Genomic DNA, 23977 nt, shown 5'->3' with positions numbered 1-23977 from the left:
CTGACAACAAAAAACCCGCCGTAGCGGGTTTTAATGGATGGCGAACTAAACCTAGTTTTTCCTTGAGTTCGCTCGATTGGCAGCATCGGTAATTTTTCTGATCCGCCGCTCTTCTTTGGCCTGCTGCCGAGCTGGGTCGGAGGCCCTACGCTCCCAAACAAAAATTGCCGCCAGAATTACTAACACTGACGCCAAAGAAAACAGGATCACATTTCCCAGGGATAACACCAACGCGATGAGCCCCAGAAAAAAACCCGGAGCCAATGCAATGGCTATGACTAGAAGAAGCAATACTATGAGGAATTGCATCGGTTATGACTCCGTTCAAACCGGCAGCGTATCAAAAAACTGAATCCTCCCCAATCAACTGCTTTGCCGCCCCGTCAGTGCCTGACGCAGCTTGGCTGCGACAGTAGAAGGTTTCGGCTTTTCCTTTGGGGCAGTTGGTTTGCCACCAAATGGATTGGTCATCTGCACCCACTCAACCCGGGCATCCACTGCCAGAAACAACTCTGGGAGTGGGGTATTCCAAGCCACCTCAGGCGACCAACCAAGCCACCCGGTGGCCACCGCGTAAAGCCGGTCAACGTAACTGCCGTCTTCGACAGCACTTACGCCTTCGCCGGCTGCCGCTTTCCCGCCTCAGTCCCCTTGGGGTTGTAAAGCGCGACCAGGTACGCATTGAGCTGGACGGACACTCCCAGAACCCCTTCCTGCCAAACCTGCTCAGGAATTGCCTCGGAGGCCTTCCCGCTTAGGCCTGCACCGCTGGCGATGATCACAGCGCAACCATCAACGCTCAGGGCATTGATTGCCTGAGATGCGCCACGCAGGCCACCGAAGTGGGCCTCGATCGCCCGCACTGCGCCCAGGGTGGGCTTCAGGGTGTAAGTCTCACCATCGAGTGTAATGTCGACGGTACCGAGCAGGGTCTTACTCATGTGGCAAATCCTTGTAATCGGGGCCGAGGCCCCGCAAGTTAGGCGGCGGCAGCCGGGAGGATTTCCAGGATGTCGGAGTTGATGCCGATCGTGACGTTACGGCGGACCACATTGTCAGCGGCGCCGGCGGCGACGGTGTTGTTCATCACCTTGCCGCGCAGGTAGAACGTGGACGGCAACAGCGCCGGGGTAGCATCCGGATCACCGTCGTTCAGAGTGATCTTGATGTTGTAGTCGCCCTTGCTGCGGTCCTTGTGCGCGACTTTCAGTTTGGCTTGGCCCAGGTCGCCGTTGTCGAGGCCGACGGTCAGGGTCAGGTCGCCGGCATCGGCAGTGCCCTTGTATTTGCGCACCCGGCCATCACGTAGCGACGTGAAAGTCACGGAGCTGAAGGTGTCGCCAAACTCGCCAAGGTCTTCGACCTCGCCAATTTCGACGTAGGTGTCGGCCTTGTAGAGGGCTTCGGTGTCGGCGCCGTTCTTGCTGCCGATAGAAATTCGGCAGCCGGCGGCTGTATTGAGGTTGTCTTCGGCCATGGGGGTTCCTCCAAAGGCACATTGGATAAAGCCGCTCGGCGGCCAGGGTTTGGGTTCAGTGGGTGGTGATAACGCGGACCGTGATCGATCCCTGGTACGTGACGCCGTCAGCATCGCGCTGGGCGTCTGCTTGCTCGACCCGTACGGATACGGCTCGGCCCACAGAGAGTGGCAACCGGCGCTGGTCCAGCGCGGCGAAGACCTCGCCGTTGATGCGTTTCACTTCGGCCTGGCCGTGGGCATCCGACCATACGGACAGATAGATCAGCCGAGTTTCACGCTTGCGACCGGAGAGTGGTCGACTGTTTGCGGAAACTTCCCGGTCAAATGAAATGTAAGGCATCGCAGTGTTCAGGGGAGCACCGTCGTACACCGGGCACGAGACCTCAGATTGAAGCCGAACGAACAACGCTTCCTGCAGTGCAACAGACGGATCAGCCATTAACACCTCCCTTACTGGCTTTGCTTAGGGTCCTTGCGACGGCGGCGCTGATGTTTGCCAAGACAAACTCCCGATTGACCGCCATCGCAGGCCGAAGCCAGGGATGGGCGGGGCGAGCTGGAATATCCGGGTACTTGCCGTAAAACGCTTTGCCGTCGCTTTTGTTTTTTGTAGGCCGCTGATTGAGAGCGTTGCGGCGCCCTTTGAGCTGCGATTTATCTCGATTGTTGGTGTGCGCGCCCCCGACGGCATCCGCGTCCGCGCGGCGATACAGCGTGCCGCTGTAACCTTTGGTGCCGTACTCAATGAACCGCAGATAGAAGAAGCGGCGCATATCCCTTTTTCCACGGATACCAATCTGGGCATCCAGACCACTTTTGGAAATGAAAGCCTTCAATGCCGAGGCAGCGGCGCCGGTGTCCTTCGGCACCAACTGCCGCATGGTGGTCAGTATCCGATCTGCCGATTGCTGCATCGCCGGCACCAGTTCGTTGTCCATGGTCGAGTGGATATTGCGCAGAGTGCGTCGGAGCTTGAAATCGCCGGACATGCGGGATCGACGAGCCATGATCTACTCCTTCGGAGTTTTTTCTGGCTTGGCTGATTCCGCAACTGTTTCACTCACACGCTCTGCAATGCCGCGATCAAGCAGGCTTTGGCCGAGATCGTCGTCAACCTCGAACTCTGCACCCGCTTCCTGTTCGCCCACGGCGCCAGAAAGGTTTCCCAATGCACGCAATTTCATGAAAGCCCCCTTCAAGGATTTACAACGTTTGAGCACAGGAGCCGAAGCATCGAACTTTTGTTGTCCGGTAATGCGGCCTCAATCAAATAGGTGACGGTCGACCGGGATAGGCGTCGGCCGGCGATTAAGCTGGGCCGCGGTCGTGCGCGAAGCTCGGCAGTGACCTTGGCATCGAGTCGCTCTGCTACCGGCTCCACTCGGCCGGACGGGAGCGTCACCTCGGCCCATACACCGCCGATATCCCGCCAGGTAACGACAAAACCTCCCGAGCCATTCGGCGCATTTACCGACTCCTGAACCCTGAACCGGTGACGTGCTGGACCTGATCGCATATCAAAACCTCGGAGGGACGGTGATTTCGCTCAGAAGCGTGTCCAGTATCGACCCCGGCAGTTCGGCGAGTATGGTGCCGATGACCAGCGTTTCCCGGCTCTCAAACGCCGTGGCCGCATGCATCAAGAGCCACGACCGCACCGCTGGGTACTGCTCAAGATCGAGGCCAGCCCGATATCGGATCAGCAGATCACCGGACGGTCGTCCCTCCGGGAAATACAGAAAGCTTTCGCGCTGACGGACACGGAGCTGGTGCGCAACGGTGAGCGCCTCCTCCGAGCCGTCTGAGCGAATTCGACTGATCGAAATGATCTCTTTGGCCTGGCCCTGGTCGAGTGCGTGGCCCGAGCCATAATGCTCGGGCCACTCGTCTTCATACTCAGCCATTCGAATGGCTGCGCCCGAACGCGACTCTGCCTGCCCCGTTACACCTGGAATGATGATCTGCTCAATCAATTCAGGTTGAAGATCTTCAGGTTCCAGCCGGCACTGATACGCAACCTGGTCGAGCGTCAACACCGGCTCGCCGGTGTACGCAATGCGCCGGGCCATGGTCAGGGTTTCTCTTCGTCGTCGACTTCATCATCAACAACTTCATCCGTAGTGCTTTCGCCACCAACAGCATCGGTTGTCGTTGTCGTATCTGGCGAGTCGGATGGGGTATTGGAAGCACCAGCTTTACCACCAGCTTTTTGGCTATTCGGCTTCGAGCCAGCCGCCCGGGTGGCTTTCGCTGGTTTTCGCGGCGACTCGCCGTCAGCCTCGTAGGCTTCCGCGAAACCCTTGGTTTTCAGGCCATCGGCAACCGCCTCATCAAATCCGGCCAACTCATCAGTCGAGTAACCACGCCAGGCTTTCAAAAAACGCACTACAACTTTATCGCTCATCGCACTTACCTCGATATGCAATGCCCCGCCGTAGCGGGGCAAAGGGATTACATGCCAGCGCCCCATTTGACGTTGACAGCGACGACGATGCACTCGACGTGGCGCGGCCCGAAGTCGTGCTTGGCGATGACTTTGACCAGGGTCTGGTCGCGCTGGAACGCGCTGACCATGTTGCCGTCCGCGTCCTTGTAGGAGGCCTCGCTACTGAACGAGATCGTCAGGTCCATGTCCTCGCCGATCATCATGTCGGCGAAGTTGACGAAGTAGAATTCCGTCTCGTCGCCGTTTGCTCCCAGGTTCACCGGGATCTGATTGCTCAAACCAACGGGGTAGCCCTTGAACAGGCCCTGTTCGATTTCTGGATAGGCTTTGTTGCCATTGCCATCGCGCAGCGTCTGCAACCAGCGCAGCACGCGTGGATGCATCAGCCAACCGCAGTCCTTCATCATCACGTTGGCCGTTTCCAGGCGCAGCATCATGCCGCCGCAAAACAGGTCGATTTTTTCCAGGGTGAGAGAGCTATCGACGATTGGAGCTGGCAACACGTTGAAAGGCTGCGCCCAGTAGCGCATGCCCTTCGGAAGCGAACCGCTGCCATCGGAGCGAATGAAGTGCAGGTCTTCCGAGAGGCCCATGGAAACCGCCAGGTCATTCACGACCACGTTGTCGACACGCGGATTGATACCGGCATTCGCAATCAGGTCGTTGGAGAGCGGCACGATGGCAGCGGCTTTTTTCGCCGACAGCTTGGTGTCCGCGAATGTCATCCCAGTCACTGGAATATCCGTTTCGGTACCAATGTAGGTGACGACGGTGTTGCCGGTGATCCGGGGCATGGTCAAGTTACCGTTGTTCAACGGCAGGCTTCGGGTGCCCATCTTGCGCACTACCGACATCGGGCGAAGCGCTTCGATGATCTCGGTCGAGAAGTTCTGCGGTACCAGCACACCGCCCGCACCGGGGGTGACTGTACTCAACGCCATCGCTACCTCAGTCGGGTAGCCACCCTGCTGTGCCATCTGAGCAGCCTGGTGCTGATTGCCCTGGGCTGCGGCGAGCAGGCGAACCATCTGAGCCATGCGCACACCAGGCGCCAGCTTCGGTGCGTGAGGGCCAGAGATATGAGTGGGTGGACTGTTCAGGCCCTGCGCCGACTCATTGAGAGGAACCGCGCTGGCCGCAGCCATTCGTTCGGCCTGCTCCGCACGGCTGATCTTGTCGGTCAACGCATTGAACTGAGTTTCGAGATCTGCGAATTGCGCGAGTTGTTCGGCCGAGAGGGTTTCGCCTTTCGATTCAAGCTGGGCCAGAGCCTGAATCGACTCATTGAGCTTGGCGCGTTCGCTACGCATTTGAAGTACAAGGGACATGGTGCCTCCTGGGCATAAAAAAACCCGCACAAGGCGGGCTTCGACGACTGCCGCGAACGCGGTCAGATCTGGGTTTGAAGGTTCAGTGCTGCGGCTCGAACAGAAAGGCGACCACCTTGGCGATTGGCCCGACTGAGGGCTACCGAGTGGGACAAATCATCGACTGCCTGTTGCGGGCTTTGCATGCGGTCAGCGAGTCCGGCGGTGATGCCTGATTGACCTCGGTACAGACCGGCCTCCGTCGCGACAACTTGCTGGACGGAAAGCCCTCGGTACTCAGCCACGGCGTTGACGAAGAGCTGGTAGCTCTCCTGAACGACATCATTGAGGTACTTGAGGGATTGGTCACTTAGTGGCTCGTGAGGGCTGAGGTCGTTTTTATGGGCACCGGCATACACCGTGGTCACCTTGACCCCCATCCCTTCTTCCATCTTGGAGCGGTCCATGTGGCTGGCAATGACACCAATGGAGCCGACCCCACTAGTCTGGCTCACAACCAGTTCACTGCAGGCCGAACCGATCAAATAGCCGCCGCTGTAGGCCATGAAGTTGACGATACCGGTGATCGGCTTCTGCTGAGCCATGGCGCGAATATCCGCTGCCAGTTCAAAAGCGCCAACGGCAGAGCCGCCTGGGCTGTCGATGTCCAGCACCACGCGCTCAACCATCGGATCCGCGATTGCATTGCGGATCTGTGCGCGCAACGATTCATAGCTGGTCATTGTTTCGCACATGCTGACATGGCTACCGCGACTGACCAGGACGCCGCTCACCGGGATTACTTCGATACCGGTTCTGGCAATTGCCGTTCGGCGCTCCTCTTCGCGTTGGGCGATACGATCCAAACCGTCATCCGCCCAGAGCGCCGCCCCCTCCCGTGCGCCGATGTTGACGATGTTCAAGCTCATCGCCTGGTTGGCCCAGCGCACGCCCAAGTCCAGCATGTCAGGCGTCACCAGCAGAGGCTGGTTGAACAACAGGCTGGATGCCCGTAAGTAACTTTTCATTGTGCAAGCATCCTCTCGATATCGCGCTGTTGCAGCTCCAGCTGCGCTCGCACGGCAGGGTCGTTGAGATCGGGCTTGCTCTTGCCAGCGTCGACCATGTTCAAAGGCTGCAAGTAGATGTCGCCACCTGCTACAGGCGGCATGTTCTCCAAGCGCCGAATGTCGTTGACCGAGAGCCAGCCCCATTGCCGCCCGATTGCGTAGGCTTCATAGCGACTTTTCTGGTCACCGCGCATGAGGCCAGCGAGGTTGAACTCAATGAAGTAGTCGCGCCGGTCCGTGGGTAGCAAGAAGTCACGCATCATGGCCTGCTCATGTCGCTTGACCCACGGCAACAGACCGAACACCACGAACTGGATCAGCAACTGCTCGATGGTGTTGTAGTTGGCCTTGTCCAGGTCGTTGACCATGGGCAGGGGGATCTTGTAGATCCGCGCGCAATCGACGCCCGACAACTTGAGGATGCCGATAATTTCCGCATCCACGTTGGTCATCGAGACAGGTTTGAAGGTCATGCCTTCCTGCAACATCGCGACCTTTTTGGCGTTGTCCATGCCGCCGAACTTGTTGCCCCACTGATCAAGCACTCGATCAATCGAACCCTGGTCCTTGATCGCCGGTGCCTCACGCGGCCGCTCGATCACGCCCGATACGGACACACCGTTAGCAAACGACTTACCGGTGTACTGGCGCACTGCTTGAGCCAGGCCTACGGCTTCCGCATGCAGCAAGATCGGCGATAACCCCTCGTAGAAGTTATGCGCGTGCCAGCGCACATGGTGCACCTGACGCATCGCTAACCGTTCCGGGTAGGCACCGACCTGGTAGTACGGCAGCAAATCGCCGCCCTTGCACACGACAACCTGATCGTTGTGCAGTGGCCATAGCGCGGTGACGTTGCCGTCCTCCCGGCGCTCCACGAAGCTGTAACTGTTCCCCCGCAACCCCAAAGCCATCTGGCTGCACTCACGGTGTTCGTAGGGCGTTTGGAAACCGTTCGGCTGATAACGCAGCACGTCGTATAACGGGTGGTTGATCGCAGCGTCACGCTGACCATTTTCTTTGCGCCGGTACAGTTCCAGCGGCAGCTGCGCCACGCTCTCGGCCAGCAACGTCACGCAGTTTTGAACAATCGGCACTGCCAGTGCCGACTCCGGCGTCACTCGGACCCCGGAGCTGTTGCCTCCCGAACCGATCAACCCACGCCAACCGCCACCACCTGTGTTCGGCACCGCGCTCGGCGAGACGCCGCGTTGCTTGCTGAGGAACATAATCAGCCTCCTCCCGCATCAGGCTTGGGCTCAGGCCCGGCAGCGGCCTTGTCAGCCAGATAAGACCAACCCATCAGCAGCACCCCGCCAGTGATCAGTGCGGCCGGAACATTCAGCAGGGCCACTCCGGCAATCAGCAGACCGAAGCCCAGCAGGCCGGCGACCCAGGCCAGCAGTTCAAGATGTTTCATATGCCTGCCCCTTCGTCATAAATGGATGTACCCGTGCCCTCAATGGCGGTACCGCTGAGACCGGTCGCCATCAGTCCTGCGATGATTCCGTCGATGCGGCCAGTGGCCTTGGCTTTGTCAGCCTTTCGATTTCCCGCCGGGTCGCTGACAATCACGGCGTTACCCGCGCACCAGGTCATCACTGGATTTCCGTCATGCCGCAGGGTTTCAACATCGGAGACCTCGCTGACAACGTGAAAGTCGTCGGGGTCCAGATCGATAACGTCACCTTGTGGTGGCAGACCAAGTAGCCGGCGTTCGAACTCGTCGACAGCTGGCCCCATGTCCTTGAAGCCCTGGCCGAACGGCGCCATTTCTGGCAACTCGATATCGTGCTCACTCATCAGCTGCATCAAGTCCTCAATCCGCCAACGGTCATAGGCGATCTTGCGCACGTCGAAGTACGCGCAGATCGTCTGCAAGCGCCGCAGCACGAACAGTTTGCTGATCGCTCGGCCGGGAGTGGTCTCAAGCTCTTTGTTCTTGATCCACAGGGCGTAGGGAACCTTGTCGCGCTTTTCCCGTTCAGCCAGGTCGTGATCCGGAATCCAGAAATACGGCAGCAACCGCCAGTGCGGATCAGCCACCGTCGGATAGAACAGCAGCACGAAGGCTGTGAGGTCGGTGGTACTGGCAAGGTCGAGCCCTCCCACGCATGGCCTGTTTCGCAGCACTCGCATCGGTACCCGCTCGATGGCCTGGCTCCAGACTTCCCACGAAATCCACGGCGACTCGGCCTGCGTCCACTCGCAGAAGTTCAGACGGCGCACCACCGACTCTTGTGCCGGCAGGCCCTTCGCTGACTGGACCTGTTCACGCAGATACTTTCGACCTGGGATCCCGTCGGTTTGTCCTTCGGCGATGAAGTCCAGCGAAGGGTTCACCTTGGCCCAGCAGGATTCGTCCTTGAACGGATCGTCACCGTCATCCAACGAGCAAATGAACGCGAAGAAGCTGTCGTCTTCTTCCTGGCCGGCACAGATGCGTACGCCGAGGTCGTGATACTGACCACACACCGTTTTCTTGTCCGAGCCGCTGTTGGTGATCATTACCACCATGGCCTTACGGCGGTTCTTGGTACCGGCGCGCATCATGTTCACGGCGGTTGCGGTTTTGTGTTCGTGTACCTCATCGAGCAAGCCGATGTGCGGACGTGGCCCCGACTGCCCCTCGTCCGAACTGATCGGTCGGAAGAATGAGTTGTTATTCGGATAGAACAGGTTCCAGACCTTTTCGTCACGGCCTGACTGGACCAATCGACTGGACATCGCCGGTGACATGTTCACCATCGATACCGCATCACGGAACAGAATCATTGCCTGGTCACGCTTGGTCGCGGCGGCGTAAATCTCCGCGCGTTGTTCGCCGTCGGAGACCAAGCCATAAAGACCGATGCCACCTACCAACGGGCTTTTCCCCGACCCCTTGCCGGTCTCTATATAGGCCAAGCGGAAACGACGGTAACCGTCTTCGGTCATCCAGCCGAACAGGCTACCCACGACAAAGGCTTGCCAGGGCGCGAGGTAGAACGGCATCCCCTCATAGTCGCCACCGTTGAGACAGAGCACGTCTTCAAAGAAGCCGATCGCCCGATCAACGAGCTCAAGATTCCAGATCAGCCCCCGTGCTGGGCCATGCTCCAGGTCGCGCAGATGGCGGCGACAGGCGTTGCGAACATCGGGGCCGGCGACAATCTCGCCAGACAGCACCGCGTGGGCGAAGCCGGTAACGCGATCAGTTGAAGTATCGGTTTGCTGCGTCTCGTTGGTCATTGGGGAATAGCTCGCCTTGCGGCTGGATGGCCGCCTTCAGGTTGCGGCGGGCCATGGGGGAGAATCCGAACGACGCACCAGCTGCGTTTGCGCGCTTTTCCGCGTCGTTTGCCAACTGCCGAAGCACATGCATTTGCTGCGCTCCGGTCTTGAAGGTCTGGATGTCTCCCCCCAATTCATCCACGGAGTCAGCATTGCGAGTAGCGATCAGCCGCTGATACTTCAACCAATCGGCATACGCCTGGCAGTAGGTTGCGAGTGCCATCTGATCCAGCGTCGAAACGAGTCCCAGGGTAATCAGATCAGGAACCAAACGCTCCCACTCGGCTGCGGCGTCGGCGGTCAGCACAGAAGGCATCGGCGGGGCACACACCGGTACCGCCGGCTGCCTTGCTTCGTCGATCAACTGGTCCATGTTTTTTCTGCTACGATTGCCCTGCAACACATGGACTACCGCAGGCTTCGCCGGGCGCCCAGAATTTCCATTTCCCGCCACAATTCACCTCCTAAAGTTGATACCCCCCCCTCCCCATTTTTCCCGACTTTGCACACGGAGGGCGAGAGGCGGTCTAGCTAGCGATAGGACGAAACTTTTTCACCCCCCCTCCCCATAGCTCTTTGCTATACACCATGCCGGTGCGCCGCCGCGATTTCTCAATCAGCGCCGATTCCAGTGATGGTTCGGGTCGAGAGGCATCCCATCGGTGGTGCAACCAACCATGCGGCCAGTCTTTTCAAGCCGCTGCTTGGTCGAGTCGTGGCAGAACTTACACAGCGGCTGCCAGTTGTCCTGACTCCAGAACAACTTCCACGCAGTCTTGATGCGTAGTGGATCACCACTGGCCTTCGCATCCTTCAACCGCGGGGGAATCTTGTGGTCGACAATGATCGAGGCGACGGGCCTCAAGTCGGTCGAGCACATGCAGCAGAATGGATGCTCACGAAGGAATACATCCCGTGATTGCTGCCAACGAAAACCGTAACCACGCTCAGCACTGCTACCTCGTCGATCACTGCTCATGCTGACTACTCGGGGGCACCTCGCAGAGCCCAGCCTTCTTCGCCAGCCAACGTGCGTACAACCCGCTGGCTACATCAGCACCAAGGCAAGCCACAACGCTACCAATCGCAGCGGCTGTCATCAGACTGCAACCCAGCGCCGTGGCGAGCATCACTGTCGCCAGGCCAAACACTGCCGAAGCACCGAAGCGCAACAGCACCCGCTTGACCAACACCGGCACCGCCATCCCTGCCGCATCAGCGCGCCACATCTCCCCTGTTAACCCCGCGAGCGCCACTAGAATCAGCAGCCAGGTAGGAAGGTCGGCCAGCGACTGCTGCACCTCCTGTTCAGTCGACATGCGTTGCCTCCTCGGCAATGGAATGAAAAACCCCGCCGAAGCGGGGTTAGGTGACCGGCTCAGGGTGGGCCGGGTGAAGCTGCACAGCACGTGCGAGGTCAGCGCCAAGGCGCAAATTTCATATCGTGGTGACTTTTTACCCCCTGAGTACGGAACCGAAAAGAGGTCATTTTCGGTTACCCAACTCGACGCAACTTTGACGCAACTTTGAGGAGACTTTGAGGCAAATCGCCCCGACCAGCGGTAAGCCACTTACGAGCATCAGCACGCTCGGTCAACACCACCAGCAGCCTCTCATGCAGGCGGTGAACTTGATCGTAGTAGGTCTGTTTCGCTCTCGACTCCATCCCAAGCAGATGCAACTGCATCAACCAGGTCGGCGCCGGATCATCGCCGTAACGCAAACCCGCCAACCGCATCAACCGATCACCCTGCTCATCCTGACGCCCGATCTCCGACAGAGCGGCGGCGATCTCCTGTGCAACTGCATCAGGCCCTGCTCCAGCGCCGAGGATGACTCGGGACCCTGGCGTGCCGCGTGGCGCGCAGCCACCCCACTCCATGATCGTTGCCATTGGGCTGCCCATGCCGCCGCTTTCGCCATTGAGTCGAAGTTGCTCGCCCCAGTGCTTTAGCAGTACTTCCATTGCCTCGATCATCGCCCTACTCCCCCGAAAACCGAACCCGACACAGAAAACACCGAACCCGACACAAACCCAACACAAATAAAAACCTTTAAAATCAATAGCTTTAATCGAGTTGTGTTTAGTGTGTTGGGTTTGTTGGGTGCTTCCGTCCTCGCATGAAGAAAATAATCAGCCTTAGGAAACCGAACATCTAACGTCACGCATGCGCGCACGCGTAGCGAAACCCAACACACCCCACACAAAGCCCGCAAACCGCCGAAAAAGAAGGATCCGACCTGTGTGAGGTATCCAAAATCAACCCAACACACGCCCGACACACCCAACACACTTTTAGATTTAGTCATGCGGCAGCCGCCTTGATGTGGTCCCAGCTGTCCACATGCCAGCCCGCCAGCTTCGCCTTGGCCCGCCAGTGTTCCACTTGCTTGCCCAGCTCGGCCGCCTTCAGTGATGGGGGCGGGGAAGCGTCCGGATCGACCGGAAAGAAGAACGCGCCAAAGCGCCGGTTGCTGCCATCGGTCCAGGGAATAGCGCGCGTTTTATCGACCTCAGAACTGATGAACAGCGAGAACTTCGTCTGACTCATCACATGCTCTTTATTGCGCTGGCACCACTCGAGGAACAGCGAATAGAGGTCAGTCGACAAACACGGCCCCCAAAGCCCCTGGCCCAACTCGCTGTACTTCCACAGATGCAAGAACGTCTGCCATCCGGCCCGACTCAAGGCCACCAAGCGCTCACGGGCATCCGTCGACGGTGGCCGCGTCCGCTGGTTGAAATCGCCCAGGTCGATCGACAACAACCACCCGTACAGCGCCGCGACACCACCCTGCTCCAGCTCCCGTCCGATTGCCTTCTGCCGCTCGACCGGCAACGTTTCCATCGGCCACATCACCAGCATCCGACGGTCACTGTCGCTGATCGGCCATGGCAAAATTTCGTTGCTCAGGAACACCGCGTTCATATGGTTGGCTTCCTCCCAACCGTTGATGAACTTCGACTCCATACGCACCGTCTTGCCGGTGATCAGGTGCTTGATCTTGCCCACCTGGTTGTAGCGCTGATCGCGACTCACGACCTCTTCAAATACCGACCACAATTTGCGGCTTTGCCAGGCGTTGAAGTTGCTCTCCAGCTGCGTCTGGCCGACCGTGGCCGCGTACTGGCCGTACAACATGCCCAGTGCATCCGCGAACAGCAGGCTTTTGCCAGAGCCCTCCATGATCGAGTGCATCAGCACGGCGGTGTCCATCTTGGCACCCAAGTGCTGCAACGGGTACGCCAGCCAGCGGGTCAGCCATTGAGCCGCAGCCTCATCGTGGTTGCACAAAAACGAAATCAGCCAGCGCAGATTGGCGCAGGCTTCGTCATCCCTGACCGGCTCGAGCGGCAGGCCATCAAAGGTATTGATGTACACCGCTGGGTCCTTGCTCATGGTCGGATCAAACACAATATGTTCGACATCCACGGTGCGCCGCTCACTGCTGTTCAGCCATAGGGGATACGTGTCGCCCAGCGCCATCTTCACCGCGCCCTCGGCAATCCGTCGTTTCTTTTCCCGATCCCAGACATCCTTGGTGCCGTCGATGTACACGTAACGGTCTGTCGGCGGCATGCCGAACGCACCGCCCTTCTTGCCCGCCATGCGTCGCGCTTGCTCGATGTCGCGGACATGATCATCTGCAATCAACCGTTTGCCCGTGTCATCCAGCCAAGCCTTGGCGAGCGGCTTGCCCACCCGCGCTTCGAAGGCGGCCTTCTTCATCACCCGCGACTGATCGCAGTCCCACACTTGCGTGGTGCCCTCGACCAGCGCAAAACGTCGCAATAGCTGGTCAAGCGTGAGCGAGTCCCCCGCGCCCCCGCCAGGAGCCGGAGCGGCCTCGCTGAGTTCGTCGTCGGCGGGGCTCGGCTCGCACTGGTCACCAGATGGGGTCGGGGGAAGGTCACGCGGATCAGGGCGCGAGGAATGCTGCATACCCATCATGCGAGCAGCGTCCTTCACCGCCTTCGACTGGTCCCCGCCGTGCTCGAGCAAACAGAACACCTCGAAGGCGTCATTCTGATGCCCGTTAGCAAGTGGATCGGCACCGTGGTGCGAATAGACCTTGCCCTCACTGATGGTCACGCCGGGCAGCCCGGTGCTGCTCTGCGGGTAAAGCCACTTGCTGCCTCGCTTGATGTATCCGTGGCTACGCAGCAGCTCCTCGATGTCGTGGCAGCGATTGAACTCGTCGATTACCGACGGGCGTTGGCCCACCGCAGCTGCTGGACGCTTGGCAACTTTCGCCGGTGCAGTGGTCGGCTTGATCGCCCAAGGGCATGCCGCTTCGGCATCACGTTTAAAGAAGTCCCAGTTTTGCCAGACAGAAAGCAACTCATCGGTCAGCGTCGGCAATCCGTCCGCAGCGTTGGGTGGCGTCCGCCAGGTGTAAGGCTTGCCGGTACCCGGATGAATCGAAGGCGGGAACACGTCCTGTACCAAACCAGCACGCAGTTCGAACACCGTGAAGCGCTTGTACTCTTCGGCCTCCGTGCGCGCCGCAGCTTCTCCGACACCATCACCCTGCTCTTTCGCAGCCTTGGCTTTGTCCATCAGGCCTTTGTGGATCGAACCGTCAGGGTCTTTTTCATTCGGCCACGAAAGAGAATGCCGGGTCAGCTCAATTCCTTCCGGCAGCTTGAACAACACCCGGAAACGCGCAGGGTTCCCCACAATGGTCGGGTACACCAACGCCATGGCATCCAGATCGACACCCAGCAACTCATACAGCACATGCCGCGTCCACTGAACGTCGTCGACGTCCAGCGAACAAATACGGCTCGGCCCAAGTACGACGCCGAGATTGTGATTAGGGTTTCGTTGCCAGAATGCTTCAGCGGTGGCGGCATCGGTAATGTAGCCGCCCGGTTTGTTCCACCCCAAGCCCTTTGGGGCTTTTTCACCTGGCTCGATTGATACCAGGGCGAGATCGAAAGTGTTGATGTAACGTTTTGCCCATGTGGCGATGGCTATTCCTTTGGCCGGTTCAGTCATCGCCGAGCCTCCCGCAACCCCTGACAGTCAACGCAGGTTTGGCAACCCTCAATCGACTGTTGCCGGCGTAACGGGATGGGCTCGTCGCAATCGGCACAGAACTGCGCGCTCACGCGGTTCGAAGGCACACGGCGACTGCGCAGAAGGGCAACGTCGAGCAGGTATTGTGCCTGGTCATTAGCACGATCGATTTCGTCAGCCATGGTTGCGATCCTCCATCGCCTGGCGGGCACCCGCCATGATGCCGAGGATTTCGCGAATCACGTCCATGCCGCGCTGCTCCAGGTCTACGACCTCGCGCAGCTCCCAGACGTTGTCGGCTGCGCCGTCGTGCATCGCAGCCACAAACTCCCCGGTCTCACCGAGCAACTTGCCAACGGCTTTCAAAGCATCCCGGGTTGCCGGTACCGGAACCGGGCGATACCACACCGCACCCGCTGGGCGCATCAACGCATCAAGCAAACGTGAATCGCCCGTCAGCCGGATCACCTCCTCAAGCTCATCCGGGTTCAGCCAGCGGCGCTCTTCATCAAGTTTGAGTTTCTTCTGCAGGGTGTCGTTGTCCAACACCATGTCAAAGGCAAGGGCGGTGATTCCGCCCCTGTAGTCACGACCAGCGCGGTAAATCGCTTGGCGCAAAGGAAGGACCGGACCCGCGTCCGGCAAAAGATCTGTTCGACTCATAACCGTAAATCCCCTGTTTACGGTGTAGCCATAAGACGGGGCAAACCCTATCCTACGACCACGACCGATGTGCATGTGCTGTGTGTCGTCGTCGCTGGGCTGGGGGATTCTTTGGTGAGAGGCCCCAGCCCGGCACTTTTTAAGCAGCTTTGGAACCGCGAAGGTAAGCCCAGTCAATGTCTGCACGGAGTTGCTCGCAAGTGACTGAACCCGCCGACTCTCGCTCGATACCGACCGCCAAAGCAGCGCCAGCCCGACGGTTGCCGTAAGCGACCTGCTTCAACTGGCCAACCGACGTGCCGCAACGGCCCGCGAATGCATCCAGCGCGGCTTTATCAAGACTCTTCAAATACTCGTGCAAGGTCATATGCACCTCCTTCTGAATGCCGAGATTAGCAACTGCTAATGCTTTCAGCAATAGCAAACCGTAATTTACTGTTTGCTAACGGAAAGCGATGATTGGGGAATGGATATAAAGAAAATGCGAGTTCAGGTGCTGCGCGACTTGATGGGCGAAAAAACCCAGAAAGAGTTCGCCGACCAATACAACCTAGACGCCTCATACCTGTCGCAATTGCTCAATGGGCATAGATCGCTCGGCGAGAAAGCGGCTGCGAATCTTGAAGCGAAAATTGGTCTTGCCGAGGGCACGCTAACAGCGCCCTCCAGCTCGATGCGCGCCTCCACATCCAGAGCGCCGCAAACGCCAGAGAATGAAATCGTCCCAAGCAATGCCGAGTATCTCGGCCCCATTGATGTTTGGGACGACGATACCCCCTTGGATGATGACGAGGTCTACGTGCCGTTTCTTAAGGAAGTTGAACTATCCGCTGGGAGCGGCCGAACAGCAGTACATCAGTCTCACAAACAAAAACTTCGCTTCGGAAAAATGACCCTAAGGCGGCAAAACGTCCAGGCGAATGAAGCGGTCTGCGTGACTGTTAATGGCAACAGCATGGAACCAGTTCTTCCCCACGGAAGCACCGTAGGTGTTGACCAGGGCTGTACAACCATCACCGATGGAAAAATGTACGCGCTGAATCACGGAGGTCAGCTGCGAGTGAAAACGCTGTACCGGCTACCTGGTGGAGGCATCAGGATGCGTAGCTATAACCGGGAAGAGCATCCAGACGAAGAGTACAGCGCGACCGAACTGCTCAAAAACGAAATCATCGTGATCGGCAAAGTCTTCTGGTATTCCGTATTGCTGTAACCGTACGCGTCTCAAAGAACCCGCCAAGTGCGGGTTTTTTTTGCATACCGCAAAACTAAATTAGCATCTGCTATTGCATGTTTATTTAGCTGTTGCTAATTTTGCACTCGTATCTTCCTCTCACCAAAGAGTACGAGCAATGCAAACCACACAGCACAGCAGCACGCGCTGCCCCGTCTTTCTACATCCCTCTGCCTGCAGTAGCCGAGATGCCGTCGAAGCCATCCAGCGCCAAACAGGCCTGCTAGTAATTACCACCTCTAAAGGTCGCACCGCGGCCGCCGAGCATACCGGCACTGCTGGCGTTGAAAGCTCATTGCCGTTCGGGGGGGATGCAGCATGAACAACTACCTCATCCCACTCGCAAAACAAGACCTGCTGCATCGCATGCTTCAGGTTGGCGGCGCAGCCGTATGCCCTCTTCAACGGCCAGAGCAAACCATCCATGCAAGGTTTGAAGTGGAACTCACCGACGACAGCGCAATCATCAGCGTGGACTTCGGCGACCACACCGGAGAGCTGACCCTCAAGCGTTCAGATCGTGCCAATCATCTGCATCTGCGGGATTTCATTCAGGACATCGCGAACGGCCGAATTGAGTCGGCAGAACCTTCGCCGCCACCAGAGCAACCCGGAAGCGCAGCACAAATACAACAGATGTTGGCCGAGTCGGAAGCTCTGCTGAACAACGTTCGAAAATTGCTCGCAGCCTGAGGACAGCGCCGTGAATCGCACCCTGGAACAAACGGCCGCCGTGCTCGGCCTCAAGCCCCGCGCCTTCCGCACCAGGTTGCGAGAACTGCGCATCCTGACCAATGACGGCGACTTGGCCAGCCATCACCGCGACCGGGGCTATCTGTATTCGGATCCGCGCAGCGTCCAGATCGGAAACACCAACCGTTTTCGCCATTACGCCGTAGTGATGGTGAAGGAAGAAGGTGTCGAGTGGATCGCCAAAAAACTGAACATCACCATTACGCACAAGGACGCCGCAGCATGAGCCAGAACGCCATTACCCAAGCCATCGGCGCACTGAAGCTGGTCCCGATGTTTCTCAACCACCCGACCATCATCAGCCGCGCCACGCTGATCGGCGCATCAGCCGAAGCCGTACATTTGCTGGAATCGCTGCCACCCGTCACCGCCGAACTGGCCGAGGTATTTCGCTGTGTCGACGCCGTCATTGGCGAAGGGCAAATCGCCTACGTCACTCCGACTAAATCGCCGGAGTACCCCTACGGTGCCGTCGTCGCCGACCAACGCGGCAACGTCTGCGCTGCGGCAATGGGCAAAAGCAAAGAAGGCCTAGCCGAATTGATCCGCCTCAAGTTGCTGCCCCCATCGGAGGGGTTCGGGGAGGACGCGGCATGAGCAACACCCTCGACCAACTTCGGCGCCAGTTCGCAACACCGTGCCCGACGCTGGCAGCGGTCCGCGAGCACTACTTCTCACACATCCGCACCGACCGCCACTTGCTGACCGAGATCAAGAAAGGCCGTATCAAGCTCACGGTCAAGCGCCTGCACGGCTCAACCCGGGCCAAGCCGGTGGTCTACCTGCACGACCTTGCCGACTACCTTGACGCCCAAGCGTTGACGGCAGCCGCCTGATTTACCGGTGGCCCCTGCCGTCCAGGGGCAACAACCACTGCAGCACCCCGCCGCCGGCCTCTCACCAATGATCCCGGCGGCGGGTTCTACCGAGGAGCACAGCACATGCAAACACAACACTTGATCATCATCGCCGCCTGCTCAGCCGCCGGGCTGTTGCTGATTGCCTACTTCATCCGCCAAGCAGTCCTGCTCGCCGTCGCGCGGGGTGTTGCGGCTCAATCCAAGTACCACCGGGAGCGAGTCGCCGCACTGACGAGCGACATCATCCGCCTCAGCCAAACACCCAAAGCCGAATCGATACTCACCTGGGCTGACCATCAAACGCTGCTGCAAGCGCACGCCACGCTGATTCTCGCCCAGTTAACCTGGCGGGCAATGCCAGGCACCGAATCGACCCAGTTGAAGGCCGGGCAGCAGGCAAAGAAAGTTATCGAACTGGCCAACCGCATCAGCGACACCGTTCAGCCGGGAGCCGCTGTATGACCGCATTCAAAAAGCATCCATTCGACTTCAAAACCCAATATGGCCTTGGGTTCAATGCACAGGATGACGAGATCGTTGTCGATTTCTTCTGCGGTGGTGGCGGCGCCGGTACCGGGCTGGAAATGGGCCTGGGTCGCGCGGTGAATGTGGCAAAGAACCACAGCGCCAGCGCGATCAGCATGCACACTGTCAACCACCCGAGCGCCGTGCACTACACCACCGACGTGTTCGACGGCGATCCGGATACCGAATGCGGCGGCAAGGCCGTGGGCTGGTTCCACATGTCACCGGACTGTACACACCACAGCCAGGCCGCTGGCGGACAGCCGCGCAAGCGGGAGATCCGCAACCTGTCGTGGATCGGCCTGAAGTGGGCCGGTAAGAAGAAGCCCCGCGTCATCAGCCTGGAAAACGTGAAACAGATCCTCCAGTGGGGTCCGCTGATCGCCAAGCGTTGCAAGTCCACCGGCCGCGTCGTGAAGCTGGGCGGCGGCATTGCAGCACCGGGCGAAGTGGTGCCGGTCCACCAGCAGTTCCTGGTGCCCGACCCGAAGCGCCGCGGGCAGACCTGGGCCGTGTTCGTTGCTGAGCTGCAGCACCTGGGCTACATCGTTGAGTGGCGGGTGCTGAAGGCCTGCGACTTTGGCGCGCCGACCAGCCGGGAGCGCCTGTTCATGATCGCCCGTTGCGACGACCAGCCTATCGTGTGGCCTGAGCCTACCCACGCCAAGCACCCGACCAAAGGCCAGAAGAAGTGGCGCACCGCCGCCGAGTGCATCGACTGGACGATCCCAAGCAAGAGCATCTTCGACCGGCCGAAGCCGCTGGCACCGGCCACCCTGCGCCGGATCGCCAAAGGCATGAAGAAGTTCGTCATCGATGCGGCTGACCCATTCATTGTTCCGATCGCGAACTGGTCCGGCGAAAGCGTGCAGTCAGCACACGACCCTCTGCGCACCGTGACCTCTTGGCCACGCGGTGGCTCGTTCGCCATGGCCAGCCCGATCATCGCTCCAGCCACGCACCAAGGCAGCGACCGCGTCAACGACCCGCACGCCCCACTGCCGACGGTGACCTGTGCCAATCGCGGCGAGCTGACGCTCATCAGTCCAACCCTGATTCAAACCGGTTACGGCGAGCGCACTGGACAAGAACCGCGGGTGCCGGGCCTCGATCAACCGCTCGGCACCGTGGTCGCCGGCGGCGTGAAGCATGCTCTCGCCGCTGCGCACCTGGTGAAGTTCCGCTTTGCAGACGAAGGCAAGGCGCTCGATGAGCCGCTGCCGACCATCACCAGCGGTGGCAACTACCAGCGGCCGGCCGGTGCCGCCCACGCGATGGGTATTTCGACAGTGTTCATGGCCCAGATGAATGGCGGATTCAACACCACGGCAGCCAAGAGTATCGAGGATCCGATGACCACGGTGACCAATACCGGTAGCCAGCAACAGCTGGTGACGGCGAACTTGGTGCACCTGCGCGGCAACTGCGATGCCCGGGACGCCGCTGACCCACTGCACACCATCAGCGCCGGCGGCACTCATCACGGTTTGCTCACTGCCTTCATGGAACGCCAGTTCGGCGCCAGCGTTGGCCAAGCCGTGAACGAACCGGCACCAACCATCACTGCCGGCGGTGGCGGAAAGAGTTCGCTGATTGAGCTCCAGCTCTCGCCAGAGGTTGAAGCTGGCGCACTGCGGGTCGCGGCCTTCCTAATCAGCTACTACGGCACCGAGAACGTAAGCAGCGCTGGCGAGCCAGCACCGACAATCACCACCAAGGATCGCCTGGCACTGGTCACCGTGACGATCAAGGGCACTCCCTATGTGATCGTCGACATCTGCCTACGGATGCTGCAACCCGCCGAGCTTTACAAGGCCCAGGGCTTCCCGGCGGACTACATCATCAGCCACGGCGCGGACGGCAAGCCATTCACCAAGACCCAGCAGGTCCACATGTGCGGCAACAGCGTCAGCCCTCCACCGATGGCAGCTCTGGCGCAAGCAAACAATCCATGGCGCCAAGCGGAAGCGCTGAAGGAGGCTGCATGACAGCCCTTCGCCGAACGGTCCGAATCCGGCGCGGGCAAATGCCGCCTCTCGACTTACAGACCATCTGCGACAAGTGCAATAAGTCGCGGGCGCATGGCAGCCACGAACAATGCAGCAAACAGCGTCAGGCAGAAAGCATCGCCCGGCGCGCAGCGGAGAAGACACAATGAGCGCAGCAGAGAAACTCGACTTCCACATCACACCTGGTGCTTGGTTCCGCCAAGACCTGCTGTACCCAGTCTTCGGCCTAAGCACCGAAGCTGTCCGCAAGTACCGCACCCGAGGCCTCTGGCTCGAAGGCAAGCACTGGCGCTACGACCCGGCCAACGTAATCGTCTATAACCGCGCAGCCATCGAACGCTGGATGGAAGGGAAACCATGATCGACAAGATGCCGACCGGCGTTGAGATGAACGGTAAGCAGCTGAGGATCTGGTTCATCTTCAACGGCCAACGGTGCCGGGAGCCACTGGAAGGGATCTCGAAGGTAAACAAAGCCGCGATCGCCTATGCCGACAACAAGCGCCGTACCATCATGGCGGAAATCAAAGAGGGCCGCTTCGACTATGCGGCCCACTTTCCTAACTCGCCCCGGGCTGCCATGTTCACAGGAACTGGCGGCCCTTCGCTAAAGCGCACCGTAAAAGAAGGCATTGATCGCTGGCTGGAGGTTCAGCGCGCGCTCAAAGCTTCAAGCACCGTCGTCAACTACGTCAGCAAGGCTGTGCACGTCGAGAAGAAATTCGGCAAGCGCCGGATCGTCGACATCAGCAAGAGCGACATCGAGCTGTTCCAGGCGCAGCTGCTCAAGCAAGGCCTCGCCCCGAAGACAGTGAACGACATTTTCACCGTCGTCCGTGGGGTCTGGGCTGATGCCTTTGGCGATGGCATCCTGAAAGCCAATCCGCTTGACCGGATCAGCAACGTCGGATCTGACGTCGACCTGGAGCATGCCGACCCCTTCAGTCGCACCGAGATCGACTTGATCGGCAACGCGGATCCCGGCCGGCGAGCTGACGCCCGGATGATTGAGTTCAACTGCTGGGCCGGTCTGTCCCTGTCCGAACTCATCGGGCTCGCCGTTGAAGACATCGATCTTGAAGCCGGCCTGGTACATGTCCGCCGGGCATTGGTCGTCGGTGAATTCAAAGTCCCCAAAGAACGCTCCAGGGTTCGAGTCGTCGAGCTCATCGACCCAGCTCTCGAACTGATGCGGGAGATTGTTGCCGCTGCCGAAGACGCCCCCACCGTGGAAATCACTGTCATCCAGCGCGACAACATCACCTCCAAGAAAATGAAAGTCAGGTTTCTTTTCCGCAGTTCGACTAGCGGCCTGCTCTGGAGTGGTAAGACGTTGAGCAACTGGTTTACCGCCCATCTGAAAAAAGCAGAGGTAAGGCACCGCGGGGCGAACCAGTGTCGCCACACCTTTGCCAGTCAGATGCTGTCGAGCTACGTCCCGGTCGAATGGGTGGCAAGGCAACTGGGCCACGCCGATACAACGATGGTGCGAAAGCATTACGGGAGATGGATACCGAAGGACACCAAGAGCATGGCGGGGCTAGTTTCAAAAATGCTTGGTTTTAGAAACGAATGAAGACCGGAGCCCCTTCAAAGGACGACCGCCAAGGTTGGGGCCCAGTACAGACCACTCGCACCTAGCGCTGAAGATCACGATCTGACTTACGATGAAACTATGTCCTTACCCCGCGCATTGAGAAAGTCGGCCATCCCCTTCCTGGCTTTCTTGGCTTGACCTGGGTAGCGCCCGGTCAACAGTCGGCATGCCTGGGAGAAAAGCACACCTGCAATCCAAAAGAACACTCCGATCGCGACGATCGACCAAGCATTGACGGCATTCGTCAGTGACTCTGTGAAGGTAAACCAAACTACGCCAACGAATGTTCCCACCTGAAGAAGCCATCCAAGCCAATCCCAGGCAGCCCGCACTACTCCACAAAGGTCAGAGAGTCGGTTGCTAAAACGATCGTTGCTATAACGTTCAGATGTCAGCGCAACGATCCTAGGGGAAAGGTTTTCGTCGCTCAGATCCTCTACAGCCACCCCGAGTGTTATCGCGAGATCCTGCAGAAACGCTCTTTTATTCCTGTTTATCTCCCACGAGGAAATAAACAAGACGATCACACCAAACGCGATTGTCCCTAGAACGGCTCCCACTATATGCAGTATCGCGATTAGCATTGATAAACTCCTTTTCCCTATCGCAGCATTGAATCACTTTCTACACAGCTTCGCAGCCATAGGAATGAATCATATCAAGGCGCCAGCAGAAAACTAATGGAGCGTCGTGTTTCAGCATTTAAGACAAGGCATAGAGCAGCCTGAAGCGGCCCCATAGACATACTTCTTGCCCTAAAAATGCCCTAAATAAAACCCCGGAAACGAAAAAGCCCCCGTAATCATCAATGATTACGGGGGCTTCGTCTTGTTCAATAATGGCGGAGAGATAGGGATTCGAACCCTAGGTACCGGTGAAGGTACAACGGATTTCGAATCCGTCCCATTCGGCCACTCTGGCATCTCTCCAACGGCGCGCATCATAACAACACTTTCGCCGGAAGCGAACCCCCTAAGCGAAATATTTCTGTGCTTTCAGATGCTTGCGTCGGTTAAAGCGGTACGCCCAGACGATTGGCGACTTCTTCGTAGGCTTCGATGACGTCACCGAGGCCCTGACGGAAGCGGTCCTTGTCCATTTTCTTCTTGGTGGCCTTGTCCCACAGACGGCAGCCGTCCGGGCTGAACTCGTCACCGAGGACGATGGAGCCGTCGTGGAACACGCCGAATTCCAGCTTGAAGTCGACCAGCAGCAGGCCGGCGTCGTCGAACAGTTTGCTCAGGACTTCGTTGACCTTGAGCGACAGTTCCTTCATACGAACCAGTTGCTCGGCGGTGCCCCAGCCGAATGCCACGACGTGGGATTCGTTGATGAACGGGTCGCCCTTGGCGTCGTCCTTCAGGAACAGTTCGAAGGTGTAAGGGTTGAGCTTCAAGCCCTCCTCGACACCCAGGCGCTTGACCAGGCTGCCGGCGGCGTAGTTACGCACGACGCACTCGACCGGGATCATGTCCAGCTTCTTGACCAGGCACTCGTTGTCGCCCAGCAGCTTGTCGAACTGGGTCGGCACGCCGGCAGCTTCGAGCTTCTGCATGATGAAGGCGTTGAACTTGTTGTTCACCATGCCTTTGCGGTCGAGCTGTTCGATACGCTTGCCGTCGAACGCCGAAGTGTCGTTGCGAAACAGCAGGATCAAACGGTTAGCGTCGTCGGTCTTGTAAACCGACTTGGCTTTGCCGCGGTAGAGTTCTTCACGTTTTTCCATGATGGGCTCCG

At 58.8% G+C, this 23977-nt stretch carries 33 protein-coding genes and 1 tRNA gene; 9 read left to right on the top strand and 25 right to left on the bottom strand.

The genetic code is table 11. The features are described from left to right. Nucleotides 1-51 precede the first annotated feature (51 nt). The 22 genes from AB4O16_RS23700 to AB4O16_RS23595 all read right to left on the bottom strand — a co-directional run bounded on the left by AB4O16_RS23700 (nt 52) and on the right by AB4O16_RS23595 (nt 15630). Entirely contained in the window at nt 52-309 is a 258-nt protein-coding gene (locus tag AB4O16_RS23700; RefSeq protein ID WP_460155959.1) for a hypothetical protein, read from the bottom strand. A 302-nt stretch (nt 310-611) separates the two neighbouring features. Continuing rightward, nucleotides 612-941 carry a hypothetical protein gene (locus AB4O16_RS23695; protein WP_460155958.1) on the bottom strand — a complete coding sequence of 110 codons (330 nt, stop codon included), beginning with the start codon at nt 939-941 and terminating at the stop codon, nt 612-614. Between the two features lie 38 nt (nt 942-979). Further along, the gene (locus tag AB4O16_RS23690) at nt 980-1477 is read right to left on the bottom strand and encodes a hypothetical protein (protein WP_460155957.1); all 498 of its coding nucleotides are present in this window, start codon (nt 1475-1477) and stop codon (nt 980-982) included. Between the two features lie 55 nt (nt 1478-1532). Continuing rightward, on the bottom strand, nt 1533-1919 hold the full coding sequence (locus AB4O16_RS23685) for a DUF3168 domain-containing protein (protein WP_460155956.1): 387 nt from the start codon (nt 1917-1919) through the stop codon (nt 1533-1535). Further along, nucleotides 1912-2487, bottom strand: a complete 576-nt coding sequence (locus tag AB4O16_RS23680) for an HK97 gp10 family phage protein (RefSeq protein ID WP_460155955.1) — start codon at nt 2485-2487, stop codon at nt 1912-1914. The genes AB4O16_RS23685 and AB4O16_RS23680 overlap by 8 nt, the downstream gene beginning before the upstream one ends. Nucleotides 2488-2490: 3 nt before the next feature. After that, nucleotides 2491-2664, bottom strand: a complete 174-nt coding sequence (locus AB4O16_RS23675; protein WP_460155954.1) for a hypothetical protein — start codon at nt 2662-2664, stop codon at nt 2491-2493. 11 nt (nt 2665-2675) lie between these two features. After that, nucleotides 2676-2996 carry a head-tail adaptor protein gene (locus tag AB4O16_RS23670; protein ID WP_460155953.1) on the bottom strand — a complete coding sequence of 107 codons (321 nt, stop codon included), beginning with the start codon at nt 2994-2996 and terminating at the stop codon, nt 2676-2678. 1 nt (nt 2997) lies between these two features. Beyond that, complete coding sequence (locus tag AB4O16_RS23665; RefSeq protein WP_460155952.1) at nt 2998-3549, bottom strand: hypothetical protein; 552 nt, start codon at nt 3547-3549, stop codon at nt 2998-3000. Nucleotides 3550-3551: 2 nt separating this feature from the next. Continuing rightward, nucleotides 3552-3884, bottom strand: coding sequence for a hypothetical protein (locus AB4O16_RS23660; protein WP_460155951.1), 333 nt, complete (start codon nt 3882-3884; stop codon nt 3552-3554). Between the two features lie 47 nt (nt 3885-3931). Beyond that, nucleotides 3932-5254: a phage major capsid protein gene (locus tag AB4O16_RS23655; RefSeq protein WP_460155950.1), complete on the bottom strand. Its 1323-nt coding sequence runs from the start codon at nt 5252-5254 to the stop codon at nt 3932-3934. 62 nt (nt 5255-5316) lie between these two features. Further along, entirely contained in the window at nt 5317-6198 is an 882-nt protein-coding gene (locus AB4O16_RS23650; protein ID WP_460155949.1) for a S49 family peptidase, read from the bottom strand. A gap of 59 nt (nt 6199-6257) precedes the next feature. Then, nucleotides 6258-7532 (bottom strand): phage portal protein, encoded by a 1275-nt coding sequence (locus AB4O16_RS23645; RefSeq protein WP_460155948.1) that lies wholly within the window; start codon nt 7530-7532, stop codon nt 6258-6260. 2 nt (nt 7533-7534) lie between these two features. Continuing rightward, nucleotides 7535-7723, bottom strand: coding sequence for a hypothetical protein (locus AB4O16_RS23640; protein WP_460155947.1), 189 nt, complete (start codon nt 7721-7723; stop codon nt 7535-7537). Next, the gene (locus tag AB4O16_RS23635; protein ID WP_460155946.1) at nt 7720-9534 is read right to left on the bottom strand and encodes a terminase large subunit; all 1815 of its coding nucleotides are present in this window, start codon (nt 9532-9534) and stop codon (nt 7720-7722) included. Before AB4O16_RS23635 ends, AB4O16_RS23640 begins: the two co-directional genes overlap by 4 nt. Continuing rightward, complete coding sequence (locus AB4O16_RS23630) at nt 9497-9949, bottom strand: phage terminase small subunit P27 family (protein ID WP_460155945.1); 453 nt, start codon at nt 9947-9949, stop codon at nt 9497-9499. Before AB4O16_RS23630 ends, AB4O16_RS23635 begins: the two co-directional genes overlap by 38 nt. Before the next feature lie 243 nt (nt 9950-10192). Further along, nucleotides 10193-10555, bottom strand: a complete 363-nt coding sequence (locus tag AB4O16_RS23625) for an HNH endonuclease (protein WP_460155944.1) — start codon at nt 10553-10555, stop codon at nt 10193-10195. After that, complete coding sequence (locus AB4O16_RS23620; protein ID WP_460155943.1) at nt 10545-10895, bottom strand: phage holin family protein; 351 nt, start codon at nt 10893-10895, stop codon at nt 10545-10547. The genes AB4O16_RS23625 and AB4O16_RS23620 overlap by 11 nt, the downstream gene beginning before the upstream one ends. 176 nt (nt 10896-11071) lie before the next feature. Further along, complete coding sequence (locus tag AB4O16_RS23615) at nt 11072-11554, bottom strand: hypothetical protein (protein ID WP_460155942.1); 483 nt, start codon at nt 11552-11554, stop codon at nt 11072-11074. Between the two features lie 328 nt (nt 11555-11882). Beyond that, complete coding sequence (locus AB4O16_RS23610) at nt 11883-14579, bottom strand: DUF5906 domain-containing protein (RefSeq protein ID WP_460155941.1); 2697 nt, start codon at nt 14577-14579, stop codon at nt 11883-11885. Further along, entirely contained in the window at nt 14576-14782 is a 207-nt protein-coding gene (locus AB4O16_RS23605; RefSeq protein ID WP_460155940.1) for a TraR/DksA family transcriptional regulator, read from the bottom strand. Before AB4O16_RS23605 ends, AB4O16_RS23610 begins: the two co-directional genes overlap by 4 nt. Then, on the bottom strand, nt 14775-15263 hold the full coding sequence (locus tag AB4O16_RS23600) for a phage regulatory CII family protein (protein ID WP_460155939.1): 489 nt from the start codon (nt 15261-15263) through the stop codon (nt 14775-14777). Before AB4O16_RS23600 ends, AB4O16_RS23605 begins: the two co-directional genes overlap by 8 nt. 139 nt (nt 15264-15402) lie before the next feature. Continuing rightward, nucleotides 15403-15630: a transcriptional regulator gene (locus AB4O16_RS23595; RefSeq protein WP_160388883.1), complete on the bottom strand. Its 228-nt coding sequence runs from the start codon at nt 15628-15630 to the stop codon at nt 15403-15405. A 99-nt stretch (nt 15631-15729) separates the two neighbouring features. On the opposite strand from AB4O16_RS23595, the gene AB4O16_RS23590 reads away from it, so the two are divergent. From AB4O16_RS23590 to AB4O16_RS23550, 9 genes are all read left to right on the top strand, one after another. After that, nucleotides 15730-16476: a S24 family peptidase gene (locus AB4O16_RS23590; protein ID WP_460155938.1), complete on the top strand. Its 747-nt coding sequence runs from the start codon at nt 15730-15732 to the stop codon at nt 16474-16476. A gap of 339 nt (nt 16477-16815) precedes the next feature. Then, a complete protein-coding gene (locus tag AB4O16_RS23585) occupies nt 16816-17190 on the top strand; it encodes a hypothetical protein (RefSeq protein WP_460155937.1) in 375 nt (124 codons plus the stop codon). Nucleotides 17191-17200: 10 nt separating this feature from the next. Then, on the top strand, nt 17201-17476 hold the full coding sequence (locus AB4O16_RS23580) for a hypothetical protein (protein ID WP_460155936.1): 276 nt from the start codon (nt 17201-17203) through the stop codon (nt 17474-17476). Beyond that, nucleotides 17473-17847 carry a hypothetical protein gene (locus AB4O16_RS23575; protein WP_460155935.1) on the top strand — a complete coding sequence of 125 codons (375 nt, stop codon included), beginning with the start codon at nt 17473-17475 and terminating at the stop codon, nt 17845-17847. Before AB4O16_RS23580 ends, AB4O16_RS23575 begins: the two co-directional genes overlap by 4 nt. Then, nucleotides 17844-18086: a pyocin activator PrtN family protein gene (locus AB4O16_RS23570; RefSeq protein WP_090453416.1), complete on the top strand. Its 243-nt coding sequence runs from the start codon at nt 17844-17846 to the stop codon at nt 18084-18086. Before AB4O16_RS23575 ends, AB4O16_RS23570 begins: the two co-directional genes overlap by 4 nt. Nucleotides 18087-18191: 105 nt before the next feature. After that, a complete protein-coding gene (locus AB4O16_RS23565) occupies nt 18192-18572 on the top strand; it encodes a hypothetical protein (protein ID WP_460155934.1) in 381 nt (126 codons plus the stop codon). After that, nucleotides 18569-20623 carry a DNA cytosine methyltransferase gene (locus AB4O16_RS23560; RefSeq protein WP_460155933.1) on the top strand — a complete coding sequence of 685 codons (2055 nt, stop codon included), beginning with the start codon at nt 18569-18571 and terminating at the stop codon, nt 20621-20623. The genes AB4O16_RS23565 and AB4O16_RS23560 overlap by 4 nt, the downstream gene beginning before the upstream one ends. Before the next feature lie 166 nt (nt 20624-20789). After that, complete coding sequence (gene xisR, locus AB4O16_RS23555) at nt 20790-21005, top strand: excisionase family protein (protein ID WP_008036021.1); 216 nt, start codon at nt 20790-20792, stop codon at nt 21003-21005. Further along, nucleotides 21002-22219, top strand: a complete 1218-nt coding sequence (locus AB4O16_RS23550) for an Arm DNA-binding domain-containing protein (protein WP_460155932.1) — start codon at nt 21002-21004, stop codon at nt 22217-22219. The genes xisR and AB4O16_RS23550 overlap by 4 nt, the downstream gene beginning before the upstream one ends. 86 nt (nt 22220-22305) lie before the next feature. Here AB4O16_RS23550 and AB4O16_RS23545 read toward each other — a convergent pair whose 3' ends face one another. The 3 genes from AB4O16_RS23545 to purC form a co-directional block, all read right to left on the bottom strand. Beyond that, the gene (locus AB4O16_RS23545; RefSeq protein WP_460155931.1) at nt 22306-22824 is read right to left on the bottom strand and encodes a hypothetical protein; all 519 of its coding nucleotides are present in this window, start codon (nt 22822-22824) and stop codon (nt 22306-22308) included. A 255-nt stretch (nt 22825-23079) separates the two neighbouring features. Further along, nucleotides 23080-23169: transfer RNA gene (locus tag AB4O16_RS23540), tRNA-Ser, on the bottom strand. 83 nt (nt 23170-23252) lie between these two features. Further along, nucleotides 23253-23966: a phosphoribosylaminoimidazolesuccinocarboxamide synthase gene (gene purC / locus AB4O16_RS23535; protein WP_150717797.1), complete on the bottom strand. Its 714-nt coding sequence runs from the start codon at nt 23964-23966 to the stop codon at nt 23253-23255. Nucleotides 23967-23977: the final 11 nt, after the last annotated feature.

This window comes from Pseudomonas sp. S2_H10, from assembly GCF_054668285.1.
Note: the sequence above shows the minus strand (reverse complement) of the source record. Positions and strands in the feature narration are given on the sequence as shown.

Bases quoted from the DNA above. Each gene is read 5' to 3' on its own strand.
- AB4O16_RS23605 (WP_460155940.1), bottom strand. From the start codon at position 14,782: ATGGCTGACGAAATCGATCGTGCTAATGACCAGGCACAATACCTGCTC.
- AB4O16_RS23595 (WP_160388883.1), bottom strand. From the start codon at position 15,630: ATGACCTTGCACGAGTATTTGAAGAGTCTTGATAAAGCCGCGCTGGAT.
- AB4O16_RS23645 (WP_460155948.1), bottom strand. From the start codon at position 7,532: ATGTTCCTCAGCAAGCAACGCGGCGTCTCGCCGAGCGCGGTGCCGAAC.
- AB4O16_RS23665 (WP_460155952.1), bottom strand. From the start codon at position 3,549: ATGGCCCGGCGCATTGCGTACACCGGCGAGCCGGTGTTGACGCTCGAC.
- AB4O16_RS23680 (WP_460155955.1), bottom strand. From the start codon at position 2,487: ATGGCTCGTCGATCCCGCATGTCCGGCGATTTCAAGCTCCGACGCACT.
- AB4O16_RS23655 (WP_460155950.1), bottom strand. From the start codon at position 5,254: ATGTCCCTTGTACTTCAAATGCGTAGCGAACGCGCCAAGCTCAATGAG.
- AB4O16_RS23590 (WP_460155938.1), top strand. From the start codon at position 15,730: ATGGATATAAAGAAAATGCGAGTTCAGGTGCTGCGCGACTTGATGGGC.
- AB4O16_RS23670 (WP_460155953.1), bottom strand. From the start codon at position 2,996: ATGCGATCAGGTCCAGCACGTCACCGGTTCAGGGTTCAGGAGTCGGTA.
- AB4O16_RS23690 (WP_460155957.1), bottom strand. From the start codon at position 1,477: ATGGCCGAAGACAACCTCAATACAGCCGCCGGCTGCCGAATTTCTATC.
- AB4O16_RS23630 (WP_460155945.1), bottom strand. From the start codon at position 9,949: ATGGACCAGTTGATCGACGAAGCAAGGCAGCCGGCGGTACCGGTGTGT.
- AB4O16_RS23570 (WP_090453416.1), top strand. From the start codon at position 17,844: ATGAGCAACACCCTCGACCAACTTCGGCGCCAGTTCGCAACACCGTGC.
- AB4O16_RS23600 (WP_460155939.1), bottom strand. From the start codon at position 15,263: ATGAGTCGAACAGATCTTTTGCCGGACGCGGGTCCGGTCCTTCCTTTG.
- AB4O16_RS23695 (WP_460155958.1), bottom strand. From the start codon at position 941: ATGAGTAAGACCCTGCTCGGTACCGTCGACATTACACTCGATGGTGAG.
- AB4O16_RS23625 (WP_460155944.1), bottom strand. From the start codon at position 10,555: ATGAGCAGTGATCGACGAGGTAGCAGTGCTGAGCGTGGTTACGGTTTT.
- xisR (WP_008036021.1), top strand. From the start codon at position 20,790: ATGAGCGCAGCAGAGAAACTCGACTTCCACATCACACCTGGTGCTTGG.
- AB4O16_RS23550 (WP_460155932.1), top strand. From the start codon at position 21,002: ATGATCGACAAGATGCCGACCGGCGTTGAGATGAACGGTAAGCAGCTG.
- AB4O16_RS23585 (WP_460155937.1), top strand. From the start codon at position 16,816: ATGAACAACTACCTCATCCCACTCGCAAAACAAGACCTGCTGCATCGC.
- AB4O16_RS23635 (WP_460155946.1), bottom strand. From the start codon at position 9,534: ATGACCAACGAGACGCAGCAAACCGATACTTCAACTGATCGCGTTACC.
- purC (WP_150717797.1), bottom strand. From the start codon at position 23,966: ATGGAAAAACGTGAAGAACTCTACCGCGGCAAAGCCAAGTCGGTTTAC.
- AB4O16_RS23610 (WP_460155941.1), bottom strand. From the start codon at position 14,579: ATGACTGAACCGGCCAAAGGAATAGCCATCGCCACATGGGCAAAACGT.
- AB4O16_RS23675 (WP_460155954.1), bottom strand. From the start codon at position 2,664: ATGAAATTGCGTGCATTGGGAAACCTTTCTGGCGCCGTGGGCGAACAG.
- AB4O16_RS23560 (WP_460155933.1), top strand. From the start codon at position 18,569: ATGACCGCATTCAAAAAGCATCCATTCGACTTCAAAACCCAATATGGC.
- AB4O16_RS23620 (WP_460155943.1), bottom strand. From the start codon at position 10,895: ATGTCGACTGAACAGGAGGTGCAGCAGTCGCTGGCCGACCTTCCTACC.
- AB4O16_RS23650 (WP_460155949.1), bottom strand. From the start codon at position 6,198: ATGCTGGACTTGGGCGTGCGCTGGGCCAACCAGGCGATGAGCTTGAAC.
- AB4O16_RS23565 (WP_460155934.1), top strand. From the start codon at position 18,192: ATGCAAACACAACACTTGATCATCATCGCCGCCTGCTCAGCCGCCGGG.
- AB4O16_RS23545 (WP_460155931.1), bottom strand. From the start codon at position 22,824: ATGCTAATCGCGATACTGCATATAGTGGGAGCCGTTCTAGGGACAATC.
- AB4O16_RS23685 (WP_460155956.1), bottom strand. From the start codon at position 1,919: ATGGCTGATCCGTCTGTTGCACTGCAGGAAGCGTTGTTCGTTCGGCTT.
- AB4O16_RS23615 (WP_460155942.1), bottom strand. From the start codon at position 11,554: ATGATCGAGGCAATGGAAGTACTGCTAAAGCACTGGGGCGAGCAACTT.
- AB4O16_RS23700 (WP_460155959.1), bottom strand. From the start codon at position 309: ATGCAATTCCTCATAGTATTGCTTCTTCTAGTCATAGCCATTGCATTG.
- AB4O16_RS23575 (WP_460155935.1), top strand. From the start codon at position 17,473: ATGAGCCAGAACGCCATTACCCAAGCCATCGGCGCACTGAAGCTGGTC.
- AB4O16_RS23640 (WP_460155947.1), bottom strand. From the start codon at position 7,723: ATGAAACATCTTGAACTGCTGGCCTGGGTCGCCGGCCTGCTGGGCTTC.
- AB4O16_RS23660 (WP_460155951.1), bottom strand. From the start codon at position 3,884: ATGAGCGATAAAGTTGTAGTGCGTTTTTTGAAAGCCTGGCGTGGTTAC.